This window comes from Streptomyces sp. NPDC050674 (genome assembly GCF_040654575.1).
GTDB lineage: Bacteria > Actinomycetota > Actinomycetes > Streptomycetales > Streptomycetaceae > Streptomyces.
Genome location: NZ_JBFAIG010000014.1, coordinates 120,306 through 144,268, shown reverse-complemented (window position 1 = coordinate 144,268; position 23,963 = coordinate 120,306). Strand labels below are relative to the sequence as shown.

Here is a 23,963-nt window from a genome sequence, read left to right as displayed (position 1 = left end):
GAAACCTTGCGGTGACGCAGATGGTAAAGGCCCGCCGCCCGAAAGGGCAGCGGGCCGTGCGAAATTCAAAGGAAAAATCAGGCGCGGTCCTGTGCGGTGGCGGTGGTCCACCACACCGTGGTGTCGGCCGGCACCTTCGCCTCGTCGTCGACCTCGACGATCTCGCCGCTCGCCACCAGCACCCGGCCGTACGCGGGCATCGCCACCGATTCGCCGGTGGTGTTGGCGACACACACGAACTCTCCGCGCCGGAAGGCCAGCACGCCCTCGGGCGCCCGCAGCCACTCCACGGACGTGCCCGCGCCGAGGTCCGCCTGCTCGCGGCGCACCGCGAGCGCGGCACGGTACAGCTCCAGCGTCGAGCCGGGCTCGCCCGACTGCGCCTCGACACTCAGCTCCCCCCAGCCCTCGGGCTGCGGCAGCCAGCTTCCGCCGTCACCGAAGCCGTACGACGAGCCCGTCCGGGTCCACGGGATCGGCACCCGGCAGCCGTCGCGGAAGCCGTCCTGGCCCGCGCCCCGGAAGTACGCCGGGTCCTGGCGCACCTCGTCGGGCAGGTCGACGACGTCGGGCAGGCCGAGCTCCTCGCCCTGGTAGATGTAGGCCGAGCCGGGCAGCGCGAGCATCAGCAGGGTCGCGGCCCGGGCCCGGCGCAGGCCCAGTTCCCGGTCGCCGGCCAGGCGGATCTGGGTGCCGAGGCCGGGCGGGTTGGCGAAGCGGGTGGCGTGCCGGGTGACGTCGTGGTTGGACAGCACCCAGGTGGCGGGGGCGCCGACCGGGCGCATGGCATCCAGGGTGCGGTCGATGACCTCGCGCATCTGAGCGGCGTCCCAGTGGGTGCTCAGGTACTGGAAGTTGAAGGCCTGGTGCAGCTCGTCCGGACGGACGTAGTGGGCGGTGCGCTCGATGGTCGGGGTCCAGGCCTCCGCCACGAAGATCCTCTCCCCCGCGTACTCGTCGAGGATCAGCCGCCACTGCCGGTAGATCTCGTGCACGCCGTCCTGGTCGAAGAACGGCATGACATCGTTGCCCAGCAGCTTCACCTGATCGTGGGATCCAAGGTCGGGCAGGCCGTCCGCCTTCACCAGACCGTGCGCCACGTCGATCCGGAAGCCGTCGACGCCCATGTCCAGCCAGAAGCGCAGGATGGAGCGGAACTCGTCGCCGACCGCGGGGTGGTCCCAGTTGAAGTCGGGCTGCTCGGGGGCGAAGAGGTGCAGGTACCACTCGCCGGGCGTGCCGTCGGGCTCGGTGACCCGGGTCCAGGCCGGGCCGCCGAAGATCGACTCCCAGTCGTTGGGCGGCAGTTCGCCGTTCTCGCCCTTGCCGGGGCGGAAGTGGTAGCGCTCCCGCAGCGGGGAGCCGGGGCCTTCGGCGACGGCCCGCTTGAACCACTCGTGCTGGTCCGAGGAGTGGTTGGGCACGAGGTCGACGATGATGCGCAGGTCCAGCCGGTGGGCGTCGCGGATCAGCGCGTCGGCGTCCAGGAGGTTGCCGAACATGGGGTCGACGGCCCGGTAGTCGGCCACGTCGTAGCCGGCGTCGGCCTGCGGCGAGGCGTAGAAGGGGCTGAGCCACACGGCGTCCACGCCGAGGTCGCGCAGGTACGGCAGACGGGTGCGGACACCCTCCAGGTCGCCCATGCCGTCACCGTTGCTGTCGGCGAAGCTGCGCGGGTACACCTGGTAGATCACCGCGTCCCGCCACCAGTCGCGGCGCTTGACGACGGCCACGGCGGACGCGGCGGTGGGGGCAGGTGCGGCTGAGTGCTGGCTCATGTCGTCCTTGATGCGTAACGAGGTTGTGGTCATGTGAGACGTGGGGTGGTGACGAGGCGGCCGCGGTACAGCGGGGTCGGATGGGCACCGCGGCCGCCCCGGGCTTGTGACGTGCCGTTGGGCAGCGCCCCGAGGGGCACCGGTCACCCCTTCGTGCCACCGGCGGTGAGCCCGGTCACCAGGTTCTTCTGCACGAGGTAGAAGAAGAGGGCGGCCGGTATCGCGATCAGTACGGCCGTCGCGGCCATCAGATTGCGCTGCGCGTCGTGCTCGCTGACGAACGTCTGCAGACCGACGGCGAAGGTGTACTTGTCGTCGCTGAGCATGAACGTCGAGGCGAACGCGACCTCACCGAAGGCCGTGAGGAAGCTGTAGAACGCCGCGACCGCGAGTCCCGGCTTGGCGAGCGGCAGGATCAGCCGCGCGAACGTGCCGAAGGGGGTCAGCCCGTCGACGCGCCCGGCCTCGTCGATCTCGAACGGGATGGTGTCGAAATAGCCCTTCATCAGCCAGGCGCAGTACGGCACGATCGTGGTGCAGTTGACAAGGATGAGACCAAGGTAGCTGTCGATGAGCTGGAGATCCGACAGGATCTGGTACATCGGCACGATCAGTACCGCGATGGGGAACATCTGGGTGACGAGCAGCACCCACATCAGCTTGCGGTAGCCGGGGAAGCGCATGCGGGAGACGGCGTAGCCGGTGGACGCGGCGACGACGACGCCGATGAGCGTGGTGCCCAGCACGACGACCAGTGTGCTCTTCAGCCAGTCGAAGAAGCTGGTGTCCTGAAGGACGAACGCGTAGTTGTCGAGCGTCATCTTGCCCCAGATGCGCCCGGGGTGGAGGTAGTCGTCCTTGTCCGGTCCGAGGGACAGGAAGAACAGCCAGGCGACCGGGAAGAGCGCGGCCAGGCTGGCGACGATCAGCACGGCGTGCGAGGCGAGGGCGGCCGCGCGGCTCTGCTCGCCGCGCCGGCGCGTCCGGGCGGGGGCGTTCGCGGGGCGCCGCCCGGTCGCCGGGGCGGAGTTCTCGACGGTGGTCGTACTCATTTCGGACTCCTGCCTCAGATCGCGAGCTGCTGCTCGTTGCGGTTCAGCCAGCGGCGGTAGAAGGAGGTGAAGACGATCAGGATCGACAGCAGCAGGATCCCGTAGGCGGCGGACTGCGCGTAGTCGCGCGGCTGCTGGCCGAAGCCCAGCTGGTAGGCCCAGGTCACGAGGATCTGCGCGTCGGGGGCGGTGTTGCCGAACAGCAGGAAGATGATGGCGAACTGGTTGAACGTCCAGATGACACCGAGCAGGACGACCGTGGTGCTGACGGACCTGAGACCGGGCAGGGTGACGTAGCGGAAGCGCTGCCAGGCGCCCGCGCCGTCCATCTCCGAGGCCTCGTACAGGCTCGCGTCGATGGACTGCAGGCCGCCGAGGAGCGAGACCATCATGAACGGCACACCGCACCAAGTGTTGACCATGATCGCGGCGAACCGCTGCCAGAAGGTGTCCTCCAGCCACGACGGTGTCGGCAGGTGCAGGAAGTCCAGGCCGCTGTTGATGATGCCGCCGTCGGCGAGCATGAACCGCCACCCGAAGACGGTGACGAACGTGGGCACCGCCCAGGGCAGCACCAGGATCATGCGGTAGAGGGTGCGGCCGCGCAGCTTCTGGTTGAGCAGCAGGGCCAGGCCCAGGCCGATGCCGTAGTGCAGGGTGACACAGGCGGCCGTCCAGAAGACCGTCCACAGGAAGTGCGACCAGAAGCGGTCGTACGAGGTCGGACCCCACAGGATGTCGGCGTAGTTGTCCAGGCCGATGAACTTGTAGGTGGCGTCGATCTCGTTGACACCGATCGTGCGGGCGGTGTTCAGGCTGGTGGCGTCGGTGAGGGTGAGGTACAGGCCGTACCCCAGCGGGTACAGCACCAGGACCCCGAGGACGATCGCCACCGGGGCGATCATCGCGTAGGCGTACCAGTGCTTGGTGAGTCCGTTCCTCAGCCGCTGCACCGGTCCGGGCCGTGGTTCCCGCTCACCGCGCCGCTTGCCGGTCGCTCGGTCGATGGCGACTGTCATGGTTCGACACCTTCTGCAAGTTCAAGGAGTTCAAGGGAGGCTGCCCGGGCACAGGCGCGGGCCGGTGGCCGCCGGGTCCCCTCCCCCATGACAGGGGGACCCGGCGGCCACGCGGCGGTCACTTGCTGTAGTCCGGCACCAGCTTGGCGATGGCGGTCTCGGCGTCGCCGAGGCCCTTGTCGAGGGACTCCTTGCCACCGGCGATCTCGATGAGCTCGTCGTCGAGCGGGCCCCACAGGGAGCTGTACTCCGGCAGCGCCGGGCGCGGCTGGGCGGCGGAGAGCACGCCCTGGTAGCCGGCGATGCCCGGATCGGCCTTGACCTCGGCCGTGTAGGCGTCCTCGCGCGTGGGGAGCGTGTTGTTCTTCAGCGCGATGGTCTCCTGGGCCTTGGCCGAGGTCATGAACTTCACGAACTTCAGCGAGGCCTCCTGGTGGGCCTTGTCCGAGCCCGCGTACACCGAGAGGTTGTGGCCGCCGGTCGGGGCTCCGGCCTTGCCGCTGGAGCCGGCCGGGACGGTGGCGATGCCGAGGTTGTTCTTGTCCTTGAAGGCCGAGCCCTTGTAGAAGTTCGTGATCTCCCACGGGCCCTGGACGATCGAGGCGACCTTGCCGCTGACGAACGCCTCCTGGATGTGGGCGTAGGCGTCGGCGGTGGTGTCGGCCTTGTGCAGGCCCTTGCCCTTGAACAGGCTCTGCCACGTGCCGTAGGCCTTCTTGGCCTGGGGCGAGGTGACGGTGATCTTCTTGGCGTCGACGTCGACGGTGTCGGTGCCCTCGCCGTAGAGGAAGGTCTGGGCGTAGTAGGCCTGGGTGGAGCCCCAGTAGCCGTCGACGCCGGTCTTCGCCTTGATGGTGGCGGCGGCCTTCTTCAGGTCGTCCCAGGTCTTGGGGGCCTCGACGCCGGCCTTCTTGTACAGGGCCTTGTTGTAGACGAGGGCGAGGGTGTCCGTGGTGAAGGGGACGCCGTAGGTCTTGCCCTCGTACTTGGCCTGCTCGATCAGGCTGGGCTGGAACTTGCCCTGCTCGGCGAGGGCCTCGGTGCCGTCCAGCGGCGCGAAGAAGCCCTTCTTGGCGAATGCGGGGGTCCAGCCGACCTCGGAGCGCAGCACGTCCGGGGCGCCCTTGGAACCGGCGGCGGTGTCGAACTTGTTCTGCGCCTGGTCGAAGGGGACGTTGACGTACTTGACCTTGATGCCCTTGTTGGCGGCCTCGAACTCCTTGACCAGGGCCTGGTACGTCGGCGCCTCGTTGGTCGCGTTGGAGGTGTCCCACCAGGTGATGGTGACCGGGCCGCCGGCCTCGTCGCCGCTGTCGCTTCCGTTGCAGGCCGTCGCCGCCAGGGCGAGGGACGCCACCAGCGCGGTGGCCGCTATGCCACGCCGCATGAGTTCTCCTTGAGGGTGAAGCCCGTTCGTGCTGCCGACTGCGCCGTTGGCGGCCGGGCGTCGGTGAGATTAGCCGCGCTGCAACACCTTGCGAAAGACCTTGCAGCAAAAAGTTGCAAGAGGTGCGGATGGTTATTCCGCCGTGACCTCCTCTCGACCACCCCGAAGCCCGGACTTACCGCTGTTCGGCAGGGAGTCGGACAGCTGTGCAAGACTCTGCAAGCACTTGCCATCCGTGTCCGCCGGGGGAATCATCCGTTGCGGATCGGACGCCGACCACGACTTTCGAGGGACCGCGATGACCAAGCCACCCGCAGCGGGCCGTGCGACGGCGCGCATCAGGCGTCCCGTCGGTGTGCAAGGAGAACCCCGGCCGCTACAGTCCGGTGCTGTGACCACACGGCTTGCGGACATCGCGTTGCAGGCGGGGGTGAGCGAGGCGACCGTCAGCCGCGTCCTCAACGGGAAGCCGGGCGTCGCCGCCACCACCCGCCAGTCCGTGCTGGCCGCCCTCGACGTCCTGGGCTACGAACGTCCGGTGCGGCTGCGCCAGCGCAGCGAGGGCCTGGTCGGCCTGATCACCCCGGAGCTGGAGAACCCGATCTTCCCGGCCCTGGCGCAGGTCATCGGCCAGGCGCTGACGCGGCAGGGCTACACGCCGGTGCTGGCCACGCAGACGCCGGGCGGCTCGACCGAGGACGAACTGACCGAGATGCTCGTCGACCGCGGCGTCGCCGGCATCATCTACGTCTCCGGACTGCACGCCGACACCACCGCCGACATGCAGCGCTACGACCGGCTGCGCGCCCAGGGCGTGCCCTACGTACTGGTCGACGGTTTCTCGCCGAAGGTGCAGGCGCCGTTCATCTCCCCCGACGACCGCGCGGCGATGAGCCTGGCGGTCACGCACCTGGTGTCCCTGGGGCACACCCGGATCGGTCTGGCCCTCGGACCCAAGCGGTTCGTGCCGGTGCAGCGCAAGATCGAGGGGTTCGTGCGCTGTGTGCAGGACCAGTTGGGCCTGAGCGCCGAGACCGTCGAGACGGAACTGGTGCAGCACTCGCTGTACACCCTGGAGGGCGGCCAGGCCGCGGCCACGGCACTGATCGGCCGGAACTGCACGGCCGTGGTGTGCGCGAGCGACATGATGGCGCTGGGCGCGATCCGGGCGGCCCGGCAGCTCGGTCTGGACGTGCCGAAGGACATCTCCGTGGTCGGCTTCGACGACTCCCCGCTGATCGCCTTCACCGACCCGCCCCTGACCACGATCCGCAAGCCGGTCCCGGCGATGGGCCAGGCGGCGGTGCGCACGCTGCTGGAGGAGATCGGCGGGACGCCCGCGCCGCACAGCGAGTTCGTGTTCATGCCGGAGCTGGTGGTGCGCGGTTCGACGGCTTCGGCTCCCGGGGAACGCGGTCGCTCCTGAGCCCTGCGGCCTGATCTCGCCGTAGGACATGCGGCCCGCACGGGGCCGCGGGATGATCGGTGGGTAAGTCCTTTTCTGGCAGACTTTGCGCCTATGGGTGAAACGACCGTAACGAAGCCGGAGGGCCTGGAAGCGGCCCTCCCGGACCCCGTTGCGGCCGATTCGGGGCGCGGTACGCTGCGCCGGCTGCGCGCCCCGCGCCGGCCCCGGTTCTGGTTCGAGATCCTGCTGATCGCGGTGAGTTACTGGACGTACTCGCTCGTCCGCAACGCCGTGCCCGAGCAGAAGGCCGAGGCGCTGCGCAACGCCGACTTCATCTGGCGGATCGAGAACGATCTGGGCATCGCCGTCGAGGAGTCGGTCAACCACGCCGTGAACTCGGTGCATTGGCTCATCGTCGGGATGAACTACTACTACGCGACACTCCACTTCATCGTCACACTGGGTGTCCTGGTGTGGCTGTACCGTCGCCATCCCGGCCGTTACGCGGCGACCCGCCTGGCACTGTTCGCGACCACGGCCGTCGCCCTGGTCGGTTACTACCTGTATCCCCTTGCGCCCCCGCGGCTCATGAACGGCGGCGGCTTCATCGACACGGTCATGGTCCACCAGACCTGGGGTTCGATGGCGTCCGGCGACCTCAAGCACATGTCCAACCAGTACGCCGCGATGCCGTCGATGCACATCGGCTGGTCCGTGTGGTGCGGGCTGACGGTCTTCGCCCTGGCCACCGTCCCCTGGGCGCGGGTGCTGGGCCTGCTGTACCCGACGCTGACGCTGGTGGTCATCGTCGCCACGGCCAACCACTTCTGGCTGGACGCGGTCGGCGGTGTGCTGTGCCTGACCTTCGGCTTCACGGTGGCCCGCCTCTGGTACGGCAGGCAGCCGTACGCGCTGCCGCGGGGCGTGCCGGTGCGGGGGCCGGGGGAGGCCGGGTCGCGACCGAGGTCGGGCGCGCGGGCGGAGTGAGAGCGGCCGGCGGCAGAGGCCCGGTGCGGTGCGGACCGGGCCGTCCTAGCGGTCGGCGGCGCCGTAGAACAGTTCGTCCACCACACCGCGCGCCCGGCGCGCCGTCCGCCGGTACTCGTCGAGCATGTCGCCCGCGTGGCCCGGGCCGTGTCCCAGGTACCTGCCCACGGCCGCCAGTTCCCGGGGCTCCGTCGGGAAGGTGTCGCCGGCCCGGCCGCGTACCAGCATCACCGCGTTGCGGACGCGGGTCGCCAGGACCCAGGCCTCGTCGAGGATCGCCGCGTCCTCGTCCGACATGAGTCCGGCCGCGCGGGCGGCGGCCAGCGCCTCCCGGGTGCGGGTGGTGCGCAGGCCCGGCTGTGTCGAGCCGTGCCGCAGCTGCATGAGCTGCACGGTCCACTCCACGTCGGACAGGCCGCCGGGCCCGAGCTTGGCGTGCAGCTTGGGGTCGGCGCCGCGCGGCAGCCGCTCGGACTCCATGCGGGCCTTCAGCCGCCGGATCTCACGGACGGCATCGTCGGTGAGCCCGTCCGCCGGGTAGCGCAGCGGGTCGATCAACTCGATGAAGCGGCGTCCCAGCTCCTCGTCGCCGGCGACGGGCTCGGCCCGCAGCAGCGCGTGCGACTCCCACGTCAGGGCCCACCGGCGGTAGTACGCCTCGTACGACTTGAGGGTGCGGACCATCGGGCCGGACTTGCCCTCCGGGCGCAGGTCGGCGTCGATGAGCAGGGGCGGGTCGGCGCTGGGGATCTGGAGCAGGCGGCGCATCTCGGAGACGACCTTGTTGGCCGCCTGGGAGGCTTCCCGCTCGTCGACGCCGTCGCGCGGCTCGTGCACGAACAGCACGTCCGCGTCGGAGCCGTAGCCCAGCTCGTGGCCGCCGAACCGGCCCATGCCGATGATCGCGAACCGGGTGGGCAGCTCGTCGCCCCAGCCGTCGCGCACGACCGCGCGGAGCGTGCCGGACAGGGTCGCTGCGGTCAGGTCCGACACCGCGCCGCCGACCCGGTCCACCAGGGCGCCCTGGTCGGCCTCCGCGGGCTGCTCCTCGGTGCCGTAGGAGCCGACGATGTCGGCGGCGGCCGTGCGGAACAGCTCGCGGCGGCGCACCCCGCGGGCCGCCGTGACGGCCTGGGCGGCGCCGTCGGCCCGGCGCACGGCGGCGAGTATCTCCTGCTCCAGATGGGCGCGCGGCCGGGGTTCCAGGCCGCCGCCGTCCCCGTCGCCGAGCAGCGCGACCGCCTCCGGGGCGCGCATCAGCAGGTCGGGAGCGAGGCGGCCGGCGGACAGCACCCGGGCGAGGTTCTGCGCGGCGGCGCCCTCGTCGCGCAGCAGCCGCAGGTACCAGGGGGTCTTGCCGAGCGCGTCCGAGACCTTGCGGAAGCCCAGCAGGCCCGCGTCCGGGTCGGCGGAGTCGGCGAACCAGCCGAGCAGCACGGGCAGCAGGGTGCGCTGGATGGCCGCCTTGCGGGTGACGCCGGAGGCCAGGGCCTCCAGGTGCCGCAGGGCGGAGGCCGGGTCGGCGTAGCCCAGGGCGACCATGCGCTCCCGTGCCGCCTCGGTGCTCAGCCGGGCCTCGCCGGTGGCGAGCTGGGCGACGGCGTCCAGCAGCGGCCGGTAGAAGAGCTTCTCGTGCAGACGGCGTACGACGGTGGCGTGCCGCCGCCACTCGCGGTGCAGGTCGGCGACGGGGTCCTTGCGCAGACCGAGGGAGCGGCCGATGCGGCGCAGCTCGGCCTCGTCCTGCGGGACGAGGTGGGTGCGGCGCAGCCGGAACAGCTGGATGCGGTGCTCCATGGAGCGCAGGAAGCGGTAGGCCTCGTCGAGCTGGGCCGCGTCGGACCGGCCGACGTAGCCGCCGGCGGCGAGGGCCTCCAGCGCGTCCAGGGTCGTGCCGCTGCGCAGGGAGGTGTCGGCCCGGCCGTGCACCAGCTGGAGCAGCTGCACGGCGAACTCGACGTCCCTGAGGCCGCCGGGGCCGAGCTTCAGCTGGCGGTCGACCTCGGCGGCGGGGATGTTCTCCACGACCCGGCGGCGCATCTTCTGCACGTCGGGCACGAAGTTCTCGCGTTCGGCGGCCTTCCACACCAGGGGCTGGACGGCGTCGACGTACTCCGCGCCGAGGTCGAGGTCGCCGGCCACCGGGCGGGCCTTGAGCAGCGCCTGGAACTCCCAGGTCTTGGCCCAGCGCTGGTAGTAGGCGAGGTGGCTGGAGAGCGTCCGCACGAGGGGGCCGTTGCGGCCCTCGGGCCGCAGGTTGGCGTCCACGGGCCAGATGGAGCCCTCGACCGTGGTCTCGGAGCAGATCCGCATCATGTGCGAGGCGAGCCGGGTGGCGGCGCGCAGGGCCTTGGTCTCGTCGGTGCCCTCGGTGGTCTCCCCGACGAAGATGACGTCCACGTCCGAGACGTAGTTCAGCTCGTGGCCGCCGCACTTGCCCATCGCGATGACCGCGAGCCGGCACAGGGCGGCGTCCTCGGGGGCGGCTGCCTCGGCGATCCCGAGGGCGGCGCGCAGGGTGGCGGTGGCGAGGTCGGCGAGCTCGGCGGCCGACTCGGCGACACCGGTGGTGCCGCAGACGTCCCGGGCGGCGATGGACAGCAGGCAGCGCCGGTAGGCGACGCGCAGGGAGACCGGGTCGGTGGCCTGCGCGAGACCGGCTTCGAACTCGGCCACCCCGGGGTGCAGGTCGTACGCCTCGTACATGACGAGCGCCTGCCAGTCGTCCGGGTGCCGGGTGAGGTGGTCGGCGAGGGCGGTGGACGCGCCGAGGACGCCGAGGAGGCGGTCGCGCAGCGGCTTGGACGAGATCAGCGTGTCGAGCAGTTCCCGGCGGGCGCCGGGGCTCTGCTGGGCCTCCAGCAGCCGGACCAGTCCCAGCAGCGCGAGGTCGGGGTCGGCGGTGGCGCCCAGCGCCTCCAGCAGCACCGGGTCGTCACGCAGCGGCGCGAGCTCCGGGCTGTCCAGCAGCCGTTCGGCGGCGGAGGCGTCGGTGAAGCCGTGCCGCAGCAGTCGTGTGAAGGTACTGCTCCTGCGCCCCGGCGCCGCCGTCATCCGGGCCTCCTTCGCACTGTTCCTCGGACGTCCATCGGATCAAGGTCGTACGGCTTTGAGCCTAACCGCACGGGCCCGGACGAGCGCCGCCGAGTTCGCCTGGCGGACGGGGTGCGGGAGGCGCGTGTGGCCACCGGGGAGGCCGCGACGCGGCGGGCGCGGTACGACGGTTTCCGGAGCCGCGGGAGACGCACGGGGCCATTTCCGTCACGGCGCGGGCCGGGCGGCGGTCCACTCGGTGGCGCCGCACGGCGTTTTCGGCTTCGGTGAGGAGGAGCCGTTCAGCCGGTTCGCAGCCGGACGAGGTGGCGGTTCCCATGAGGCCGGACGAAGGAGTCACGCCGTGGACATCACGCTCGAAGTCATCCCGCTGCCCGTGTCCGACATCGACCGCGCCCGGGACTTCTACCGGGACAAGGTCGGCTTCCACGTGGACATCGACCAGGAGGTCATGCCCGGGATGCGGATCGTCCAGCTGACCCCTCCCGGCTCCGGCTGTTCGATCGCCCTGGGCGAGTCGATCTGGCAGATGACCCCGGGCCCCACCCCGGCCCCGGGCTCGTACCAGGGCCTGCAACTGTGCGTCGCCGACATCGAGGCCGCCCACGCGGAGCTGGTGGCGCGCGGCCTCGACGTCTCGGAACCGGTCCGGTACTCCCCCGACGACGGTGCCACGTTCATGCACTTCCGGGACCCGGACGGCAATGGCTGGGCGGTGCAGGAGTACCGGCGCAGGGCCACGGAGCCGCTGCACCAGCTGCTGGCGGACTTGAAGCGGCGCCAGGCCTGACCAACCGGGTCAGGAATCGAGAAGCGGGACCGCCGGGGCGCGCATAGCGTCGTCGTCATGACTTCCATCGCATCCGTCACGCTCGAGGTGGCCGACCGCGCGGCCGCCGACCGCTTCTACTCCACCGCCTTCGGCCTGGACGACCGGCTGCGCCTGGCCGCGTCGGACGCGCCGAGCACCGGCTTCCGCGGGTTCACGCTGTCGCTCGTGGTCGCCCAGCCGGCCGATGTGGACGCCCTCCTGGACGCGGCCGTGCGGGCCGGCGCGACGACGCTGAAGCCCGCCGCCAAGTCGCTCTGGGGCTACGGAGGCGTCGTCCAGGCCCCGGACGGGACGATCTGGCAGCTGGCGTCGTCGTCGAAGAAGAACACCGGCCCGGCGACCGGGCGGGTCGACGAGTTCGTCCTGCTGCTGGGCGTCGAGGACGTGAAGAGCAGCAAGAAGTTCTACGTCGAGCACGGTCTGGCCGTGGGAAAGAGCTTCGGCGGCAAGTACGTCGAGTTCGCCACGGGCCCGGTCAAACTGGCCCTGTACAAGCGCCACGGCCTCGCCAAGCTCGTCGGCGTCTCCCCCGACGGCACCGGCTCCCACCGCCTCACCATCGGCAGCGACACGCAGCCGTTCACCGACCCGGACGGCTTCGCCTGGACGACGGCTTCGGAGAACGCGTCGGTGTGAGTGCGGCGCCGGCAGGTTCTTCCGTCATGCCGCCGTCAGCGCCGCCAGGGCGCGGTCCATCGCGGCGTTGAATTCCTCCGGCGTCAACGGCAGCCGGGACTTGACGTCCCGGCTCCACTGGTCGGCGAGGACCTCGGCGGAGCCCGCCTCGACACCGTCGAGCACCGCGTCGGCCAGGTCCGACGGCGCGATCTTGGCCACGGGCCAGCCCGCGGCCATGTCGGTGTCGGCCAGGCCGAGGTGCACCGCTGTCACGAGCGTGCCCTGCTCGGCGAGTTCCAGGCGGACGCCGTTGGTCATGGCCCAGGCGGCGGCCTTGGTCAGGTGGTAGGCATTGGCGCCCTTGCCTCCGAACCATGACATGGCGGAGAGGACGTTGACGATCGCGCCCCCGCCGTTCCCGGCGAGCGCCGGCGCGAACTCCCTGATCATTCCCAGGTGGCCGAACATGTTGGTCTCCAGCTCGTGCCGTACCGCGTCCAGCGAACCGGTCACGAGGTCGGTCCCCGTCTGGATCCCCGCGTTGTTGATGAGCAGCGAAACGTCCGGGGCGGCCTCGGCTGCGGCCCTCACGGATGCGGGATCGGCGATGTCGAGGGCAGCACGTCGACCCCGGGCAGGTCCACGGTCTCGGGCCGGCGAGCCGTCGCGTAGACCTTGCGGGCGCCCCGTTCGAGCAGGCGCTGGGCGAAGGCGCGGCCCAGGCCGCGGTTGGCTCCGGTGACAAGGGCGACCGAGTTGGTGATGTCCATGCCCCGTACGCCAAAACCTGACGCCAGCGTCAGAGGCAAGCGCATCATCAGGGCCGGGAGAAGCAATCGCCATGACCGTCACAGAGGCCGCTGCCGAGCGGCTGATCCGCATCGGCGAGGTGGCGCGGGGTGCCGGTGTCTCGGTACGCGCCGTGCGCTACTACGAGCAGCAGGGGCTGCTCATCGCCGAGCGCAGCCGATCCGGCCAGCGCCTCTACCGGCAGGATGCCGTCGCCCTGGTCCGCTTCTTCCAGCAGATGTTCGCCGCCGGCCTGACCAGCCGGAGGATCTCGGAACTCCTTCCGTGCTGGGACTCCGGGCACACCGACGCCGAGCAGCGAGCCATGCTGCGTGCCGAGCGGGACCGCATCCAGGCCAAGGTCGACGACTTGCAGGCTGCCCTGGACCGCCTCGACGAGGTCATCGCGATCACGGACACGCACCCGTAGGCGCGGCCGGCCGGGCGTCGCACCAGCGATCCACGGCTGGAGGACCAGGCCGCCCCGATGCGGGCCATGAGCGAGGATTGCCATCCACTGGGGTCTCCGTGTGCCGGTCGGAAGGCTCACGGACGGGCCCCCACGGAACGGGCACGCGACGGGGCCGACGGTCCGCGACCGTCGGCCCCTTCCGCTGAAGCAGCGTGAACCCGCCCTGACCTGCTGCCCTTACAGCGCCGGCAGGTTCTTCCGCAGCTCGAACGCGGTCACCTCGGAGCGGTACTCCTCCCACTCCTGCCGCTTGTTCCGCAGGAAGAAGTCGAAGACGTGTTCGCCGAGCGTCTCGGCGACCAGGTCGCTGCGTTCCATCAGGGTCAGGGCCTCGCCCAGGTTCTGCGGCAGCGGCTCGATGCCCATCGCGCGGCGCTCCGCGTCGGACAGGGCCCAGACGTCGTCCTCGGCGCCCGGCGGGAGTTCGTAGCCCTCCTCGATGCCCTTCAGGCCGGCGGCCAGCAGCACCGCGTAGGCCAGGTAGGGGTTCGCGCCGGAGTCGAGGGAGCGGACCTCGACGCGAGCCGAGCCCGTCTTGCCGGGCTTGTACATGGGCACGCGGACCAGCGCCGAGCGGTTGTTGTGGCCCCAGCAGATGTACGAGGGCGCCTCGCCGCCCGCACCCGCGGTGCGCTCCGCGCCGCCCCAGATGCGCTTGTAGGAGTTGACCCACTGGTTGGTGACCGCGGAGATGTCCGCCGCGTGCCGCAGCAGGCCCGCGATGAAGGAGCGGCCCACCTTGGAGAGCTGGTACTCCGAGCCCGACTCGTAGAAGGCGTTGCGGTCGCCCTCGAAGAGGGAGAGGTGGGTGTGCATGCCGGAGCCCGGGTGCTCGGAGAACGGCTTCGGCATGAACGTGGCGTGCACGCCCTGCTCCAGCGCCACCTGCTTCATCACGAGGCGGAACGTCATGACGTTGTCGGCCGTGGACAGCGCGTCGGCGTAGCGGAGGTCGATCTCCTGCTGGCCGGGCGCGCCCTCGTGGTGGGAGAACTCCACCGAGATGCCCATCGACTCCAGCATGGTGATCGCCTGGCGGCGGAAGTCCATGCCGACGTTGGTCGGGGTGTGGTCGAAGTAGCCGGAGTTGTCGGCCGGAGTGGGACGGGAGCCGTCCAGCGGGCGGTCCTTCAGCAGGAAGAACTCGATCTCCGGGTGCGTGTAGAAGGTGAAGCCCAGGTCGCTCGCGCGGGCCAGGGCGCGCTTCAGCACGTAGCGCGGGTCGGCGAAGGACGGGGAGCCGTCCGGCATGAGGATGTCGCAGAACATGCGGGCCGTGCCCGGGGCCTCCGCACGCCAGGGCAGGATCTGGAAGGTCGACGGGTCCGGCTTGGCGATCATGTCGGACTCGTAGACCCGGGCGAAGCCCTCGATCGCGGAGCCGTCGAAGCCGATTCCCTCGTCGAAGGCCTGCTCCAGCTCGGCCGGGGCCACGGCGACGGACTTGAGGAAGCCCAGCACGTCCGTGAACCACAGCCGTACGAACCGGATGTCGCGCTCCTCCAAGGTCCGGAGCACGAACTCCTGCTGCTTGTCCATCTTCCGCTTCCCCATCCTTGCTGGTCAGGCCGCCTGTTCCGTACCACGGGAGGCGGTCGGGCACCTGAGCATCCCACCACACCACCATTTCGTACGCGTTGCGGACCATGATCGCCCGGCCGGCCCGGGGTCGAACGCCTCGCGCACGGCAGTGAACCGCTCCTGCGCCCATAGTGCCTGCTCGCACCGGCATCCGTAACGGCCGGTTCCTCTCGGTGCGCCTCCTTATAATTTGCATCTCAGATGCAACTTTACGTAGCGTGCCCGCAATCGAGCCCTGAGGAGCCCTGATGCTGTCCGAACAGTCCGCCGCCGCCGTCCGCGCCACGCTCCCCGCCGTGGGCGCGGCCCTCGGCACGATCACCGAGCGCTTCTACGCCGGGCTGTTCGAGGCGCACCCCGAGCTGCTGCGGGATCTGTTCAACCGGGGCAACCAGGCCTCCGGCACCCAGCGCCGGGCACTGGCCGGTTCCGTCGCCGCCTTCGCGACCCACCTGCTGGAGCACCCGGGGCAGCGGCCGGACGTGATGCTGCGGCGCATCGCCCACAAGCACGCCTCACTCGGTGTCGCGCCGGAGCAGTACGGGATCGTCCACGAGCACCTGTTCGCCGCCATCGCCGAGGTGCTCGGTGACGCCGTCACACCCGAGGTCGCCGCCGCCTGGGACGAGGTCTACCGGCTGATGGCGAACGCGCTGATCGCCGCGGAGCGGCGGCTGCGGGAGGAGCGCGGCGGGCCCGCCTGGCGCCCCTGGGAGGTCGTCGAGCGGGTCACCGAGACGGCGGACGTCGTCACCTTCCGGCTGCGGCCGGCCGACGGCGGTCCGGTGCGGGACTTCCTCGCGGGCCAGTACGTCAGCGTGCGCGTCGCCCTCGCGGACGGTGCCCGGCAGATACGGCAGTACAGCCTGTCCGGGGCACCCGGCCCGGACCTGCGGCAGATCAGCGTCAAGCGCGTGCGCGAGACCGGCGCCCCCGACGGCGAGGTCTCGAACCACCTGCACGCGCGCGTGCGGGCGGGTGACGTGCTGGAGCTGTCCGAGCCGTACGGCGACCTGGTCCTGGACGCCGGTCCCGGCACCCCCCTGCTGCTGGCCTCGGCGGGCATCGGAGTGACCCCCATGACCGCGATGCTGGCCCACCTCGCCGACGCGGGGCACCACGCCCCGGTCACCGTCGTCCACGCCGACCGCTCCCCCGCCTCCCACGCCCTGCGCGCCGATCACGAGGCGTACGCGGCCAAGCTCCCGGACGCGGCCGTCCACCTCTGGTACGAGCAGGGCGCGCCGGCACGCACCCCGGCCTCGTCGACCTCACCGGCGTCCCGCTCGCCCCGGGCACGCGCGCGTACCTGTGCGGCCCGCTCCCCTTCATGCGGGCGGTGCGCGCCCAGCTGCTCGCGAAGGGCGTGGCCGCCGCCGACATCCACTACGAGGTGTTCGGCCCGGACCTGTGGCTGGCGGGACAGGAGGCCTGAGGCCTGGCCGGAGGATCACGTGGGGCGGCCGGCGGTGGGTGGAGCGGGCCGGGTCCTGCGGGAAACGCCTCGACATCGGCCGGGGTGATCAGGGACGCTTCGCGCGATGACGAAAATCGACGACACACCGCCCGCGTGGGACGAACGCACCCAGCTCACCACATTCCTCGACTACACCCGGGAAACCGCCCGCGCCAAGTGCGACGGCGTCTCGGCGGAGAACGCCCGCAAGGCGCTCCTGCCGGGCTCACCGCTGATGACCATGAGCGGAGTGATCAACCACCTGCGCTGGGTGGAGTACTACTGGTTCCAGGTGATCTTCCTCGGCGAGGAGGACCTGGCCCCCATGACGGATGAGGACCCCGACCGCGAGATGCGCATCGCCGTCGACTTCCCGCTCTCGCAGTTGCTTGACGAGTACGCCGGTCAGAGCGCCCGCTACCGTGAACTGGTCGCCGGGAGCGACCTGGACAAGCGGGCCGAGGGAACCATCCGCGACGGCCTCCACGTCGACCTGCGCTGGATCCTCCTCCACCTCACCGAGGAGACGGCCCGCCACAACGGCCACCTGGACATCCTGCGCGAGATGCTCGACGGCACGACCGGCAATTGATCCGGCGGAGATCACGGGGCGGAGCCGAATTGCCGAGCGGGCCCGGTGTGATCAGCAGGGCCCGCCGGACAGCCCCGAGTCCTCATGGGGCTCGTCGACGGCGCCCCGCGTGATCCCCAGCAGCAGCACCCCGGTCGGCTCCGCCACGATGTCCTGCACGGTGACCGGGTCCAGTGAGGCGAAGAAGGCCTCCTGGGCCCGGCGCAGGGCGCCGCGCAGGCGGCAGGCGGAGTTGAGCGGGCAGGGGGTGGGGCCCTCGCAGTCGACGACGTCTCCGCCGCCCTCGAAGGCGCGGACCACGGCGCCCACCGAGGCCGTGCGGCCCTGCTCGGTGAGGGTGAGGCCGCCGCCCCGGCCGCGGCGGGCGGCGAGCAGGCCCATGTGCTGGAGCTCGGCGACGACCTTCGCCAGGTGGGTGTAGGGCACGTTCATGCCCTCCGCGACCTCCCGGGTCGTCGGACTCGACCCGCCCGCGACGGCGAGCCGCATCAGGACCCGCAGGGCGAGGTCGGTGGAGCGCAGCAGCCGCATGCGGGCAGCGTAGGTAATGGGAATCCGGGGTTCAAATTTTCCGGGGAGGGGCGCCCCGGCCCGGGAAGCTGTCGCCCCGCTGTCGGTGCCGTATCGATTCGGCCCATTCCGGCGGCTGCCCTACGGGGCGCCCCGCCTCCCCCCTTACGATCAGCTCACCCGACCGTCACTTTTCCCACGAAGGACACCTCATGGGCTCCGCCAACAAGACCGGCACGGACCGCAAGGCGCGCATAGAGGAGATGCGGCGTGCCGAGCAGGCCCGTGAGCGCCGCAACCGGATCCTCACCATCGCGGCCAGCGTGGTGGTCGTCGCCGGACTCGTCATCGGCGGCGTCGTGCTCGTACGGTCCCAGGACGACGGCAAGGGCGGTGACGCCGCGGCGGCGAGCGACACCTCGGGCAAGGGCAAGTTCGTGACGGGCAAGGACGGCGTGAAGACCTGGGAGGGGAAGCTGGCCCGCAACCACGTCACCAAGGCCGTGAAGTATGCCTCCGAGCCTCCGGTCGGCGGTGACCACAACCCGGTCTGGATGAACTGCAACGGCGACGTCTACACCGAGAAGATCAACAACACCAACGCCGTGCACTCGCTGGAGCACGGCGCGGTGTGGGTGACGTACAACGCCGACGCCAAGAAGGCGGACGTCGAGGCGCTCGCGGCGAAGGTGAAGAAGACGCCGTACACGCTGATGAGCCCGATGGACGACCAGAAGGACCCGATCATGCTGTCGGCCTGGGGCCACCAGCGCACGGTGACCGGCGCGAGCGACCCGAACGTGGACGCGTTCTTCGAGAAGTTCGTGCAGGGCGAGCAGACCCCCGAGCCCGGCGCCGCCTGCACGAACGGCCTGTCCAAGTGAGGCAGGTGGGACTGATCGCCGGGGCCGCGGCGGCGGCGCTCGTCGCGGCCGGCGCGATCACCTACGCGGTCGCCGGGGACGACGGCGGCAGCGTGACCCCCTCCGCCGAGTCCGCGGACGCCGGGTTCGCGCGGGACATGGCGGTGCACCACCAGCAGGCCGTGGAGATGTCGTACATCGTGCGCGACCGCACCAAGGACGAGGAGGTCCGGCGCCTCGCGTACGACATCGCGCAGACGCAGGCCAACCAGCGCGGCATGATGCTCGGCTGGCTCGACCTGTGGGGGCTGCCCAAGGTGTCCTCCGAGCCGCCGATGACCTGGATGGACATGGGCGGCATGGCCTCCGGCAAGGACGGCGCGCTGATGCCGGGCATGGCGGCCAACTCCGAGATGAAGAAGCTCGGTGAACTCAGCGGGAAACAGGCGGAGATCTTCTACCTCCAGCTGATGACGGACCATCACCGGGGCGGTGTCCACATGGCGCAGGGCTGTGTGGACCGGTGCACGGTCGGGGTGGAGAAGCGGCTCGCGCAGGGCATGGTGGACGCGCAGCGGTCGGAGATCTCCCTGATGGCCGGCATGCTCAAGGAGCGGGGCGCGGCGCCGCGGCCGTAGAGCGGTAGGCGCGTAAGCCTCAAATCGCCCCCATTGGCGCCCTCTTGGGCTCTTCTTGGTCTGCGTAGGGCTCTTCTTGGCCCGCGTAGGGCGCTTCTTGGGTTGTGCCATTCCCTGGCATGAAGGGTTCGTCGCGAGAGTGGCGATCGTCGAGTGATCCACTCGTGACGAACCGCACAGGGGGTTCCATTGAGATCCAACCGCGCCACCGCGCGCGCCGGGGTGAGCATGGCAGTGACTTTGCCGATGCTCGCCGGTGCGCTGGCGCTCGGCATACCCGCGGCACACGCCGCCGACCACCCGGTCCGCGACCTGCTGGCCGGAACCAGGCCCGCCTGGGCCACGCCCAAGGCGGACAAGGGCGCCACCTCCGACGGCGCCCGGGTCTCGGCCCGGGTCTACCTCGCCGGCAAGGACGCCGCGGGCCTCGCCGCCTACGCCAAGGCCGTCTCCGACCCGAACTCGGCGTCGTACGGCAGGTATCTGACGGCCAAGCAGGCGCGGGCCCGCTTCGGTGCCACCGCGGCCCAGGTGGCGGCCGTCAAGTCCTGGCTGACGGCGGCCGGCCTGAAGGTCACCGGCGTCACGCGGCACTACGTCTCGGTCGCCGGTGACGTGGCCGCCGCCGAGAAGGCGTTCGGCACGCAGCTGCACAACTTCGCCAAGGGCGCGAAGACCTACCGCGCCCCGGCGAGCACCGCCTCCGTGCCGCGGGGCCTGGCCGACGCCGTCCTGACGGTGACCGGGCTGGACAACGCGCCGCACATGGCCACGCACGACGACCGACTGCCGCCGCCGGACACCGTGTTCCGCAACGCCGGGCCGTTCTCCTCGTACTACGGCTCGAACACCGCGAGCACGCTGCCGAGCGCGTACGGCGAGAAGATCCCGTACGCCGTGAAGGGCTACACGGGCAAGCAGCTGCGGGCGGCGTACGGCGCGGGCAAGCGCACCGGCAAGGGCGTCCGGGTCGCCATCACGGACGCGTACGCCTCCCCGACGATCGCCTACGACGCCGGCACCTACGCCAAGCGCAACGGCGACGCGGCGTGGAAGACGGGCCAGCTCCACCAGGTCCTGCCCGACACGTACACGAACACCGAGGACTGCGGGGCGGCCGGCTGGTACGGCGAGGAGACCCTGGACGTCGAGGCCGTGCATGCGGTCGCGCCGGCCGCGGACGTCACCTACGTGGGCGCCGCCTCCTGCACGGACGGCGATCTGCTCGACGCGCTCGGCACGGTCGTCGACCACCACCTGGCCGACATCGTCTCCAACTCCTGGGGCGAGATCGAGGCCGTGCAGACGCCGGACCTCGCCGCCGCCTACGACCAGGTGTTCCAGCTGGGCGCGGTCGAGGGCATCGGCTTCTACTTCTCCTCGGGCGACGACGGCGACGAGGTCGCGAGCTCCGGGACGAAGCAGGTCGACTCCCCGGCCAACTCGGCGTGGGTCACGGCCGTCGGCGGCACCTCGCTGGCCGTCGGCAAGAACGACACGTACCTGTGGGAGACCGGCTGGGGCACCGACAAGGCGACGCTGTCGGCCGACCGCAAGAGCTGGACGGACTTCCCCGGCGCCTTCACCTCCGGCGCGGGCGGCGGCACCAGCAGGACCGTCGCCGAGCCCGACTACCAGCGGGGTGTCGTGCCGGACACGCTGGCGAAGGCCAACAGCGCGGACGGCAACCGGGTCGTCCCGGACATCGCGGCGATCGCCGACCCGAACACCGGCTTCCTGGTCGGGCAGACGCAGAGCTCGCCGGACGGGAAGAAGCAGGCGTACGGCGAGTACCGCATCGGCGGCACCTCGCTCGCCGCGCCGACCATCGCGGCCGTCCAGGCCCTGGCCCAGGAGGCCCGCGGCAAGGCGATCGGCTTCGCCAATCCGGTGATCTACGCGAAGTACGGCTCGAAGGTGTACCACGACGTCACCGACAACCCGACGGGCAAGGGCCTCGCCGTGGCACGGGTCGACTTCCACAACGGCTACGACACCACGGACGGTCTCGACACGTCCGTGCGCAGCCTCGGCAAGGACAGCTCACTCGAAGCCGTGAAGGGCTACGACGACGTCACCGGCGTGGGCTCGCCCGCGAACGGCTACGTGGAGTCGTACCGGCGGCACTGACCTCCGCAAGGGGACGGGGTGGTGTGGGATGACCCACACCACCCCATTGTGTCGCACTGACGATTACACTGGGCGGCGTGCCTCAACTACGTCTCGCCCTGAACCAGATCGACGCCGGCGTGGGCGACCTCGCCGGTAACACCGAGTCGATCGTCCGCTGGACCCGGCACTCCGCCGAACAGGGGGCGCACCTCGTGGCGTTCCCCGAGATGGTGCTGACCGGGTATCCCGTCGAGGACCTGGCGCTCAGGTCGTCCTTCGTGGAGGCCTCCCGCGCGGCGCTGCGCGCTCTCGCCGCGCGCCTGGCCGAGGAGGGCTTCGGACAGCTACCGGTGATCGTCGGCTATCTCGACCGCAGCGCCACCGCCCAGCCGAAGTACGGCCAGCCGGCCGGCGCTCCGCAGAACGCGGGCGCGGTGCTGTACGGCGGTGAGGTGGTCCTGAACTTCGCCAAGCACCACCTGCCGAACTACGGCGTGTTCGACGAGTTCCGCTACTTCGTGCCCGGTGACAGCATGCCGATCCTGCGGGTGCACGGCGTGGATGTCGCCCTGGCCATCTGCGAGGACCTCTGGCAGGACGGCGGACGCGTCCCCGCCGCCCGTTCGGCGCAGGCGGGCCTGCTGGTCTCGATCAACGCCTCCCCCTATGAGCGCAACAAGGACGACACGCGCCTCGAGCTGGTCCGCAAGCGGGCCCAGGAGGCCGGCTGCACCACGGCGTACCTGGCCATGATCGGCGGTCAGGACGAGCTGGTGTTCGACGGCGACTCGATCGTGGTCGACAAGGACGGCGAGGTCGTGGCCCGGGCGCCGCAGTTCTCCGAGGGCTGCGTGGTGCTGGACCTCCAGCTGCCGGCGGCGTCGGCGAACGCGCCGACGGGCGTGGTGGACGACGGTCTGCGCATCGACCGGGTCGTCCTCTCGGAGGAGCCGCTCGCCCCGTACGAGCCGGAGCTCACGGGCGGCTACGCGGACCGTCTGGACGACGACGAGGAGGTCTACTCGGCCCTGGTCGTGGGCCTGCGGGCGTACGTCGCGAAGAACGGTTTCACGTCGGTCCTGATCGGCCTGTCGGGCGGCATCGACTCGGCGCTGGTCGCGGCGATCGCGTGTGACGCGGTCGGCGCGCAGAACGTGTACGGCGTGTCGATGCCGTCGAAGTACTCCTCGGACCACTCCAAGGACGACGCGGCCGAACTGGCCCGCCGCACGGGGCTGAACTACCGCACGGTCGCTATCGAGCCGATGTTCGACGCCTACATGGGCTCGCTGGGCCTGTCGGGTCTGGCGGAGGAGAACCTCCAGTCGCGTCTGCGCGGCACGCTGCTGATGGCCCTGTCCAACCAGGAGGGCCACATCGTCCTCGCCCCCGGCAACAAGTCGGAGCTGGCGGTGGGCTACTCGACGCTCTACGGCGACTCGGTCGGGGCGTACGGGCCCATCAAGGACGTCTACAAGACGTCGGTCTTCCGCCTCGCCGAGTGGCGCAACCGGGCCGCCCGGGAACGCGGCCAGACCCCGCCGATCCCGGAGAACTCGATCACCAAGCCGCCGAGCGCGGAGCTGCGCCCGGGCCAGGTGGACACGGACTCGCTGCCGGACTACCCGGTGCTGGACGCGATCCTGGAGCTGTACGTCGACCGGGACCGGGGCGCGGACGAGATCGTGGCGGCCGGGTTCGACGCCGAGCTGGTCGCGAAGACGCTGCGCATGGTCGACGTCGCCGAGTACAAGCGGCGCCAGTACCCGCCGGGCACGAAGATCTCCCCGAAGGGCTTCGGCAAGGACCGGCGTCTGCCCATCACGAACGGGTGGCGGGAGTCGCTCTGAGGGAGCCGTAGCGGGAGCCTGGACGGGCAAGTGAAGACTCTGGCCGAGCGTGAAGCACGAGCTCGGCATCTCGAGCCCGGCGGTCTCCCGGCACCTCGCGGTGCCGGGAGACCGCCGGGCTCGTCGGGACGAGGCGCCGAGGGCCGCTCCACGTTCCACGACCTGAACACGGCCCCGCTGCGTCACATCACCGATTGACGGCTCGGACGCGAGGCACCCGGACCCGAGGAGAGCACCTCATGAAGATCCATCTCACCAGCGTCTTCGTCGACGACCAGGCCAAGGCCCTGCGCTTCTACACCGAGGTCCTGGGCTTCGTGAAGAAGCACGACGTCCCCGTGGGCGGGACGGACCGGTGGCTGACCGTCGTCTCCCCCGAGGACCCCCACGGCACGGAACTGCTCCTGGAGCCCGCCGGTCACCCGGCCGTCAAGCCCTACCGCGACGCGCTCGCCGCCGACGGCATCCCGCTCGCCCAGTTCGCCGTCGCCGACGTCCGGGCCGAGCACGAGCGGCTGAGCGGCCTCGGTGTCCGCTTCACCCAGGAACCCGTGGAGATGGGCCCCGTCACCACGGCCGTCTTCGACGACACCTGCGGCAATCTGATCCAGATCGCGACCCTTCCGCAGGAGTAGGCGGGCCGTCCTCGATGTCCTCGGCACGGTGGTCGGCGGCCCCGGTGGCCTTCGACCGGCCGTGCGGGAGGAGGCGCGGCTGCCCGACGCGGCGGCCGCCGACAAGTCCGTCGCCCCAGGACAGCGGTAGCGGGACCGCGTCGGGCAGGGACCGCGCTCGTAGGCGAGCAGCGGCCTCCTCGACGCCGGGCCGCCCGGCCCGTGGCCGGCCGCGCCGGAGTCACCGGGCCGGGGCCGTCGCCCTGTTCGCCGCGGCGGGGCGGCGTCTGCCCCGGTGACACGCTTCCGCCGCCGCGCCGGGGCGGCTCGCCCGGCGGTTCCCCGTGCCCG

18 protein-coding genes and 2 pseudogenes are annotated in these 23,963 nt (G+C 71.0%); 12 read left to right on the top strand and 8 right to left on the bottom strand.

Annotated features, from left to right (window positions below):
• Positions 1-77 precede the first annotated feature (77 nt).
• The 4 genes from AB0I06_RS23475 to AB0I06_RS23460 form a co-directional block, all read right to left on the bottom strand.
• Positions 78-1,778 carry a glycoside hydrolase family 13 protein gene (locus AB0I06_RS23475; protein WP_363120798.1) on the bottom strand — a complete coding sequence of 567 codons (1,701 nt, stop codon included), beginning with the start codon at positions 1,776-1,778 and terminating at the stop codon, positions 78-80.
• 143 nt (positions 1,779-1,921) lie between these two features.
• Positions 1,922-2,830, bottom strand: coding sequence for a carbohydrate ABC transporter permease (locus AB0I06_RS23470; RefSeq protein ID WP_363120797.1), 909 nt, complete (start codon positions 2,828-2,830; stop codon positions 1,922-1,924).
• Between the two features lie 14 nt (positions 2,831-2,844).
• Complete coding sequence (locus AB0I06_RS23465) at positions 2,845-3,849, bottom strand: sugar ABC transporter permease (RefSeq protein WP_363120796.1); 1,005 nt, start codon at positions 3,847-3,849, stop codon at positions 2,845-2,847.
• Positions 3,850-3,967: 118 nt separating this feature from the next.
• Positions 3,968-5,236: an extracellular solute-binding protein gene (locus tag AB0I06_RS23460; protein WP_363120795.1), complete on the bottom strand. Its 1,269-nt coding sequence runs from the start codon at positions 5,234-5,236 to the stop codon at positions 3,968-3,970.
• Positions 5,237-5,627: 391 nt separating this feature from the next.
• Here AB0I06_RS23460 and AB0I06_RS23455 point away from each other — a divergent pair, with 391 nt between their 5' ends.
• Positions 5,628-6,662, top strand: a complete 1,035-nt coding sequence (locus AB0I06_RS23455; protein ID WP_363120794.1) for a LacI family DNA-binding transcriptional regulator — start codon at positions 5,628-5,630, stop codon at positions 6,660-6,662.
• Positions 6,663-6,755: 93 nt separating this feature from the next.
• Positions 6,756-7,631 (top strand): phosphatase PAP2 family protein, encoded by an 876-nt coding sequence (locus tag AB0I06_RS23450; protein ID WP_363120793.1) that lies wholly within the window; start codon positions 6,756-6,758, stop codon positions 7,629-7,631.
• 45 nt (positions 7,632-7,676) lie between these two features.
• Here AB0I06_RS23450 and AB0I06_RS23445 read toward each other — a convergent pair whose 3' ends face one another.
• The gene (locus AB0I06_RS23445; RefSeq protein ID WP_363120792.1) at positions 7,677-10,685 is read right to left on the bottom strand and encodes a bifunctional [glutamine synthetase] adenylyltransferase/[glutamine synthetase]-adenylyl-L-tyrosine phosphorylase; all 3,009 of its coding nucleotides are present in this window, start codon (positions 10,683-10,685) and stop codon (positions 7,677-7,679) included.
• A 343-nt stretch (positions 10,686-11,028) separates the two neighbouring features.
• Here AB0I06_RS23445 and AB0I06_RS23440 point away from each other — a divergent pair, with 343 nt between their 5' ends.
• Entirely contained in the window at positions 11,029-11,475 is a 447-nt protein-coding gene (locus AB0I06_RS23440; protein WP_363120791.1) for a VOC family protein, read from the top strand.
• 57 nt (positions 11,476-11,532) lie between these two features.
• Complete coding sequence (locus AB0I06_RS23435) at positions 11,533-12,153, top strand: glyoxalase (RefSeq protein ID WP_363120790.1); 621 nt, start codon at positions 11,533-11,535, stop codon at positions 12,151-12,153.
• Between the two features lie 24 nt (positions 12,154-12,177).
• Here AB0I06_RS23435 and AB0I06_RS23430 read toward each other — a convergent pair.
• Positions 12,178-12,905 (bottom strand): annotated as a pseudogene (locus AB0I06_RS23430) (SDR family oxidoreductase).
• A gap of 71 nt (positions 12,906-12,976) precedes the next feature.
• Between AB0I06_RS23430 and AB0I06_RS23425 the strand changes: the two are divergent.
• On the top strand, positions 12,977-13,354 hold the full coding sequence (locus AB0I06_RS23425) for a MerR family transcriptional regulator (RefSeq protein WP_363120789.1): 378 nt from the start codon (positions 12,977-12,979) through the stop codon (positions 13,352-13,354).
• Positions 13,355-13,573: 219 nt separating this feature from the next.
• Here the strand turns inward: AB0I06_RS23425 and glnA are convergent, their stop codons facing one another.
• A complete protein-coding gene (gene glnA / locus AB0I06_RS23420) occupies positions 13,574-14,935 on the bottom strand; it encodes a type I glutamate--ammonia ligase (protein ID WP_363120788.1) in 1,362 nt (453 codons plus the stop codon).
• Between the two features lie 290 nt (positions 14,936-15,225).
• Here glnA and AB0I06_RS23415 point away from each other — a divergent pair.
• Together AB0I06_RS23415 and AB0I06_RS23410 are read left to right on the top strand one after the other, a co-directional pair.
• Positions 15,226-16,412 (top strand): annotated as a pseudogene (locus AB0I06_RS23415) (globin domain-containing protein).
• 106 nt (positions 16,413-16,518) lie between these two features.
• Positions 16,519-17,025 carry a DinB family protein gene (locus AB0I06_RS23410; protein WP_363120787.1) on the top strand — a complete coding sequence of 169 codons (507 nt, stop codon included), beginning with the start codon at positions 16,519-16,521 and terminating at the stop codon, positions 17,023-17,025.
• A gap of 51 nt (positions 17,026-17,076) precedes the next feature.
• Here AB0I06_RS23410 and AB0I06_RS23405 read toward each other — a convergent pair whose 3' ends face one another.
• Positions 17,077-17,556 (bottom strand): Rrf2 family transcriptional regulator, encoded by a 480-nt coding sequence (locus AB0I06_RS23405; protein ID WP_363120786.1) that lies wholly within the window; start codon positions 17,554-17,556, stop codon positions 17,077-17,079.
• 191 nt (positions 17,557-17,747) lie between these two features.
• On the opposite strand from AB0I06_RS23405, the gene AB0I06_RS23400 reads away from it, so the two are divergent.
• From AB0I06_RS23400 to AB0I06_RS23380, 5 genes are all read left to right on the top strand, one after another.
• Complete coding sequence (locus tag AB0I06_RS23400; protein ID WP_363120785.1) at positions 17,748-18,419, top strand: DUF3105 domain-containing protein; 672 nt, start codon at positions 17,748-17,750, stop codon at positions 18,417-18,419.
• On the top strand, positions 18,416-19,036 hold the full coding sequence (locus AB0I06_RS23395) for a DUF305 domain-containing protein (RefSeq protein ID WP_363120784.1): 621 nt from the start codon (positions 18,416-18,418) through the stop codon (positions 19,034-19,036). The genes AB0I06_RS23400 and AB0I06_RS23395 overlap by 4 nt, the downstream gene beginning before the upstream one ends.
• Before the next feature lie 228 nt (positions 19,037-19,264).
• Positions 19,265-21,166 carry a S53 family peptidase gene (locus tag AB0I06_RS23390; RefSeq protein ID WP_363120783.1) on the top strand — a complete coding sequence of 634 codons (1,902 nt, stop codon included), beginning with the start codon at positions 19,265-19,267 and terminating at the stop codon, positions 21,164-21,166.
• A 77-nt stretch (positions 21,167-21,243) separates the two neighbouring features.
• On the top strand, positions 21,244-22,998 hold the full coding sequence (locus tag AB0I06_RS23385; protein ID WP_363120782.1) for an NAD+ synthase: 1,755 nt from the start codon (positions 21,244-21,246) through the stop codon (positions 22,996-22,998).
• 239 nt (positions 22,999-23,237) lie between these two features.
• Entirely contained in the window at positions 23,238-23,633 is a 396-nt protein-coding gene (locus AB0I06_RS23380) for a VOC family protein (RefSeq protein WP_363120781.1), read from the top strand.
• Positions 23,634-23,963 lie beyond the last annotated feature (330 nt).

Excerpts from the sequence above, each read along its gene's own strand:
- AB0I06_RS23400 (WP_363120785.1), top strand. The coding sequence starts at position 17,748 with ATGGGCTCCGCCAACAAGACCGGCACGGACCGCAAGGCGCGCATAGAG.
- AB0I06_RS23405 (WP_363120786.1), bottom strand. The coding sequence starts at position 17,556 with ATGCGGCTGCTGCGCTCCACCGACCTCGCCCTGCGGGTCCTGATGCGG.
- AB0I06_RS23465 (WP_363120796.1), bottom strand. The coding sequence starts at position 3,849 with ATGACAGTCGCCATCGACCGAGCGACCGGCAAGCGGCGCGGTGAGCGG.
- AB0I06_RS23460 (WP_363120795.1), bottom strand. The coding sequence starts at position 5,236 with ATGCGGCGTGGCATAGCGGCCACCGCGCTGGTGGCGTCCCTCGCCCTG.
- AB0I06_RS23435 (WP_363120790.1), top strand. The coding sequence starts at position 11,533 with ATGACTTCCATCGCATCCGTCACGCTCGAGGTGGCCGACCGCGCGGCC.
- AB0I06_RS23410 (WP_363120787.1), top strand. The coding sequence starts at position 16,519 with ATGACGAAAATCGACGACACACCGCCCGCGTGGGACGAACGCACCCAG.
- AB0I06_RS23445 (WP_363120792.1), bottom strand. The coding sequence starts at position 10,685 with ATGACGGCGGCGCCGGGGCGCAGGAGCAGTACCTTCACACGACTGCTG.
- AB0I06_RS23475 (WP_363120798.1), bottom strand. The coding sequence starts at position 1,778 with ATGAGCCAGCACTCAGCCGCACCTGCCCCCACCGCCGCGTCCGCCGTG.
- AB0I06_RS23380 (WP_363120781.1), top strand. The coding sequence starts at position 23,238 with ATGAAGATCCATCTCACCAGCGTCTTCGTCGACGACCAGGCCAAGGCC.
- AB0I06_RS23425 (WP_363120789.1), top strand. The coding sequence starts at position 12,977 with ATGACCGTCACAGAGGCCGCTGCCGAGCGGCTGATCCGCATCGGCGAG.
- AB0I06_RS23450 (WP_363120793.1), top strand. The coding sequence starts at position 6,756 with ATGGGTGAAACGACCGTAACGAAGCCGGAGGGCCTGGAAGCGGCCCTC.
- AB0I06_RS23470 (WP_363120797.1), bottom strand. The coding sequence starts at position 2,830 with ATGAGTACGACCACCGTCGAGAACTCCGCCCCGGCGACCGGGCGGCGC.
- AB0I06_RS23390 (WP_363120783.1), top strand. The coding sequence starts at position 19,265 with ATGGCAGTGACTTTGCCGATGCTCGCCGGTGCGCTGGCGCTCGGCATA.
- glnA (WP_363120788.1), bottom strand. The coding sequence starts at position 14,935 with ATGGACAAGCAGCAGGAGTTCGTGCTCCGGACCTTGGAGGAGCGCGAC.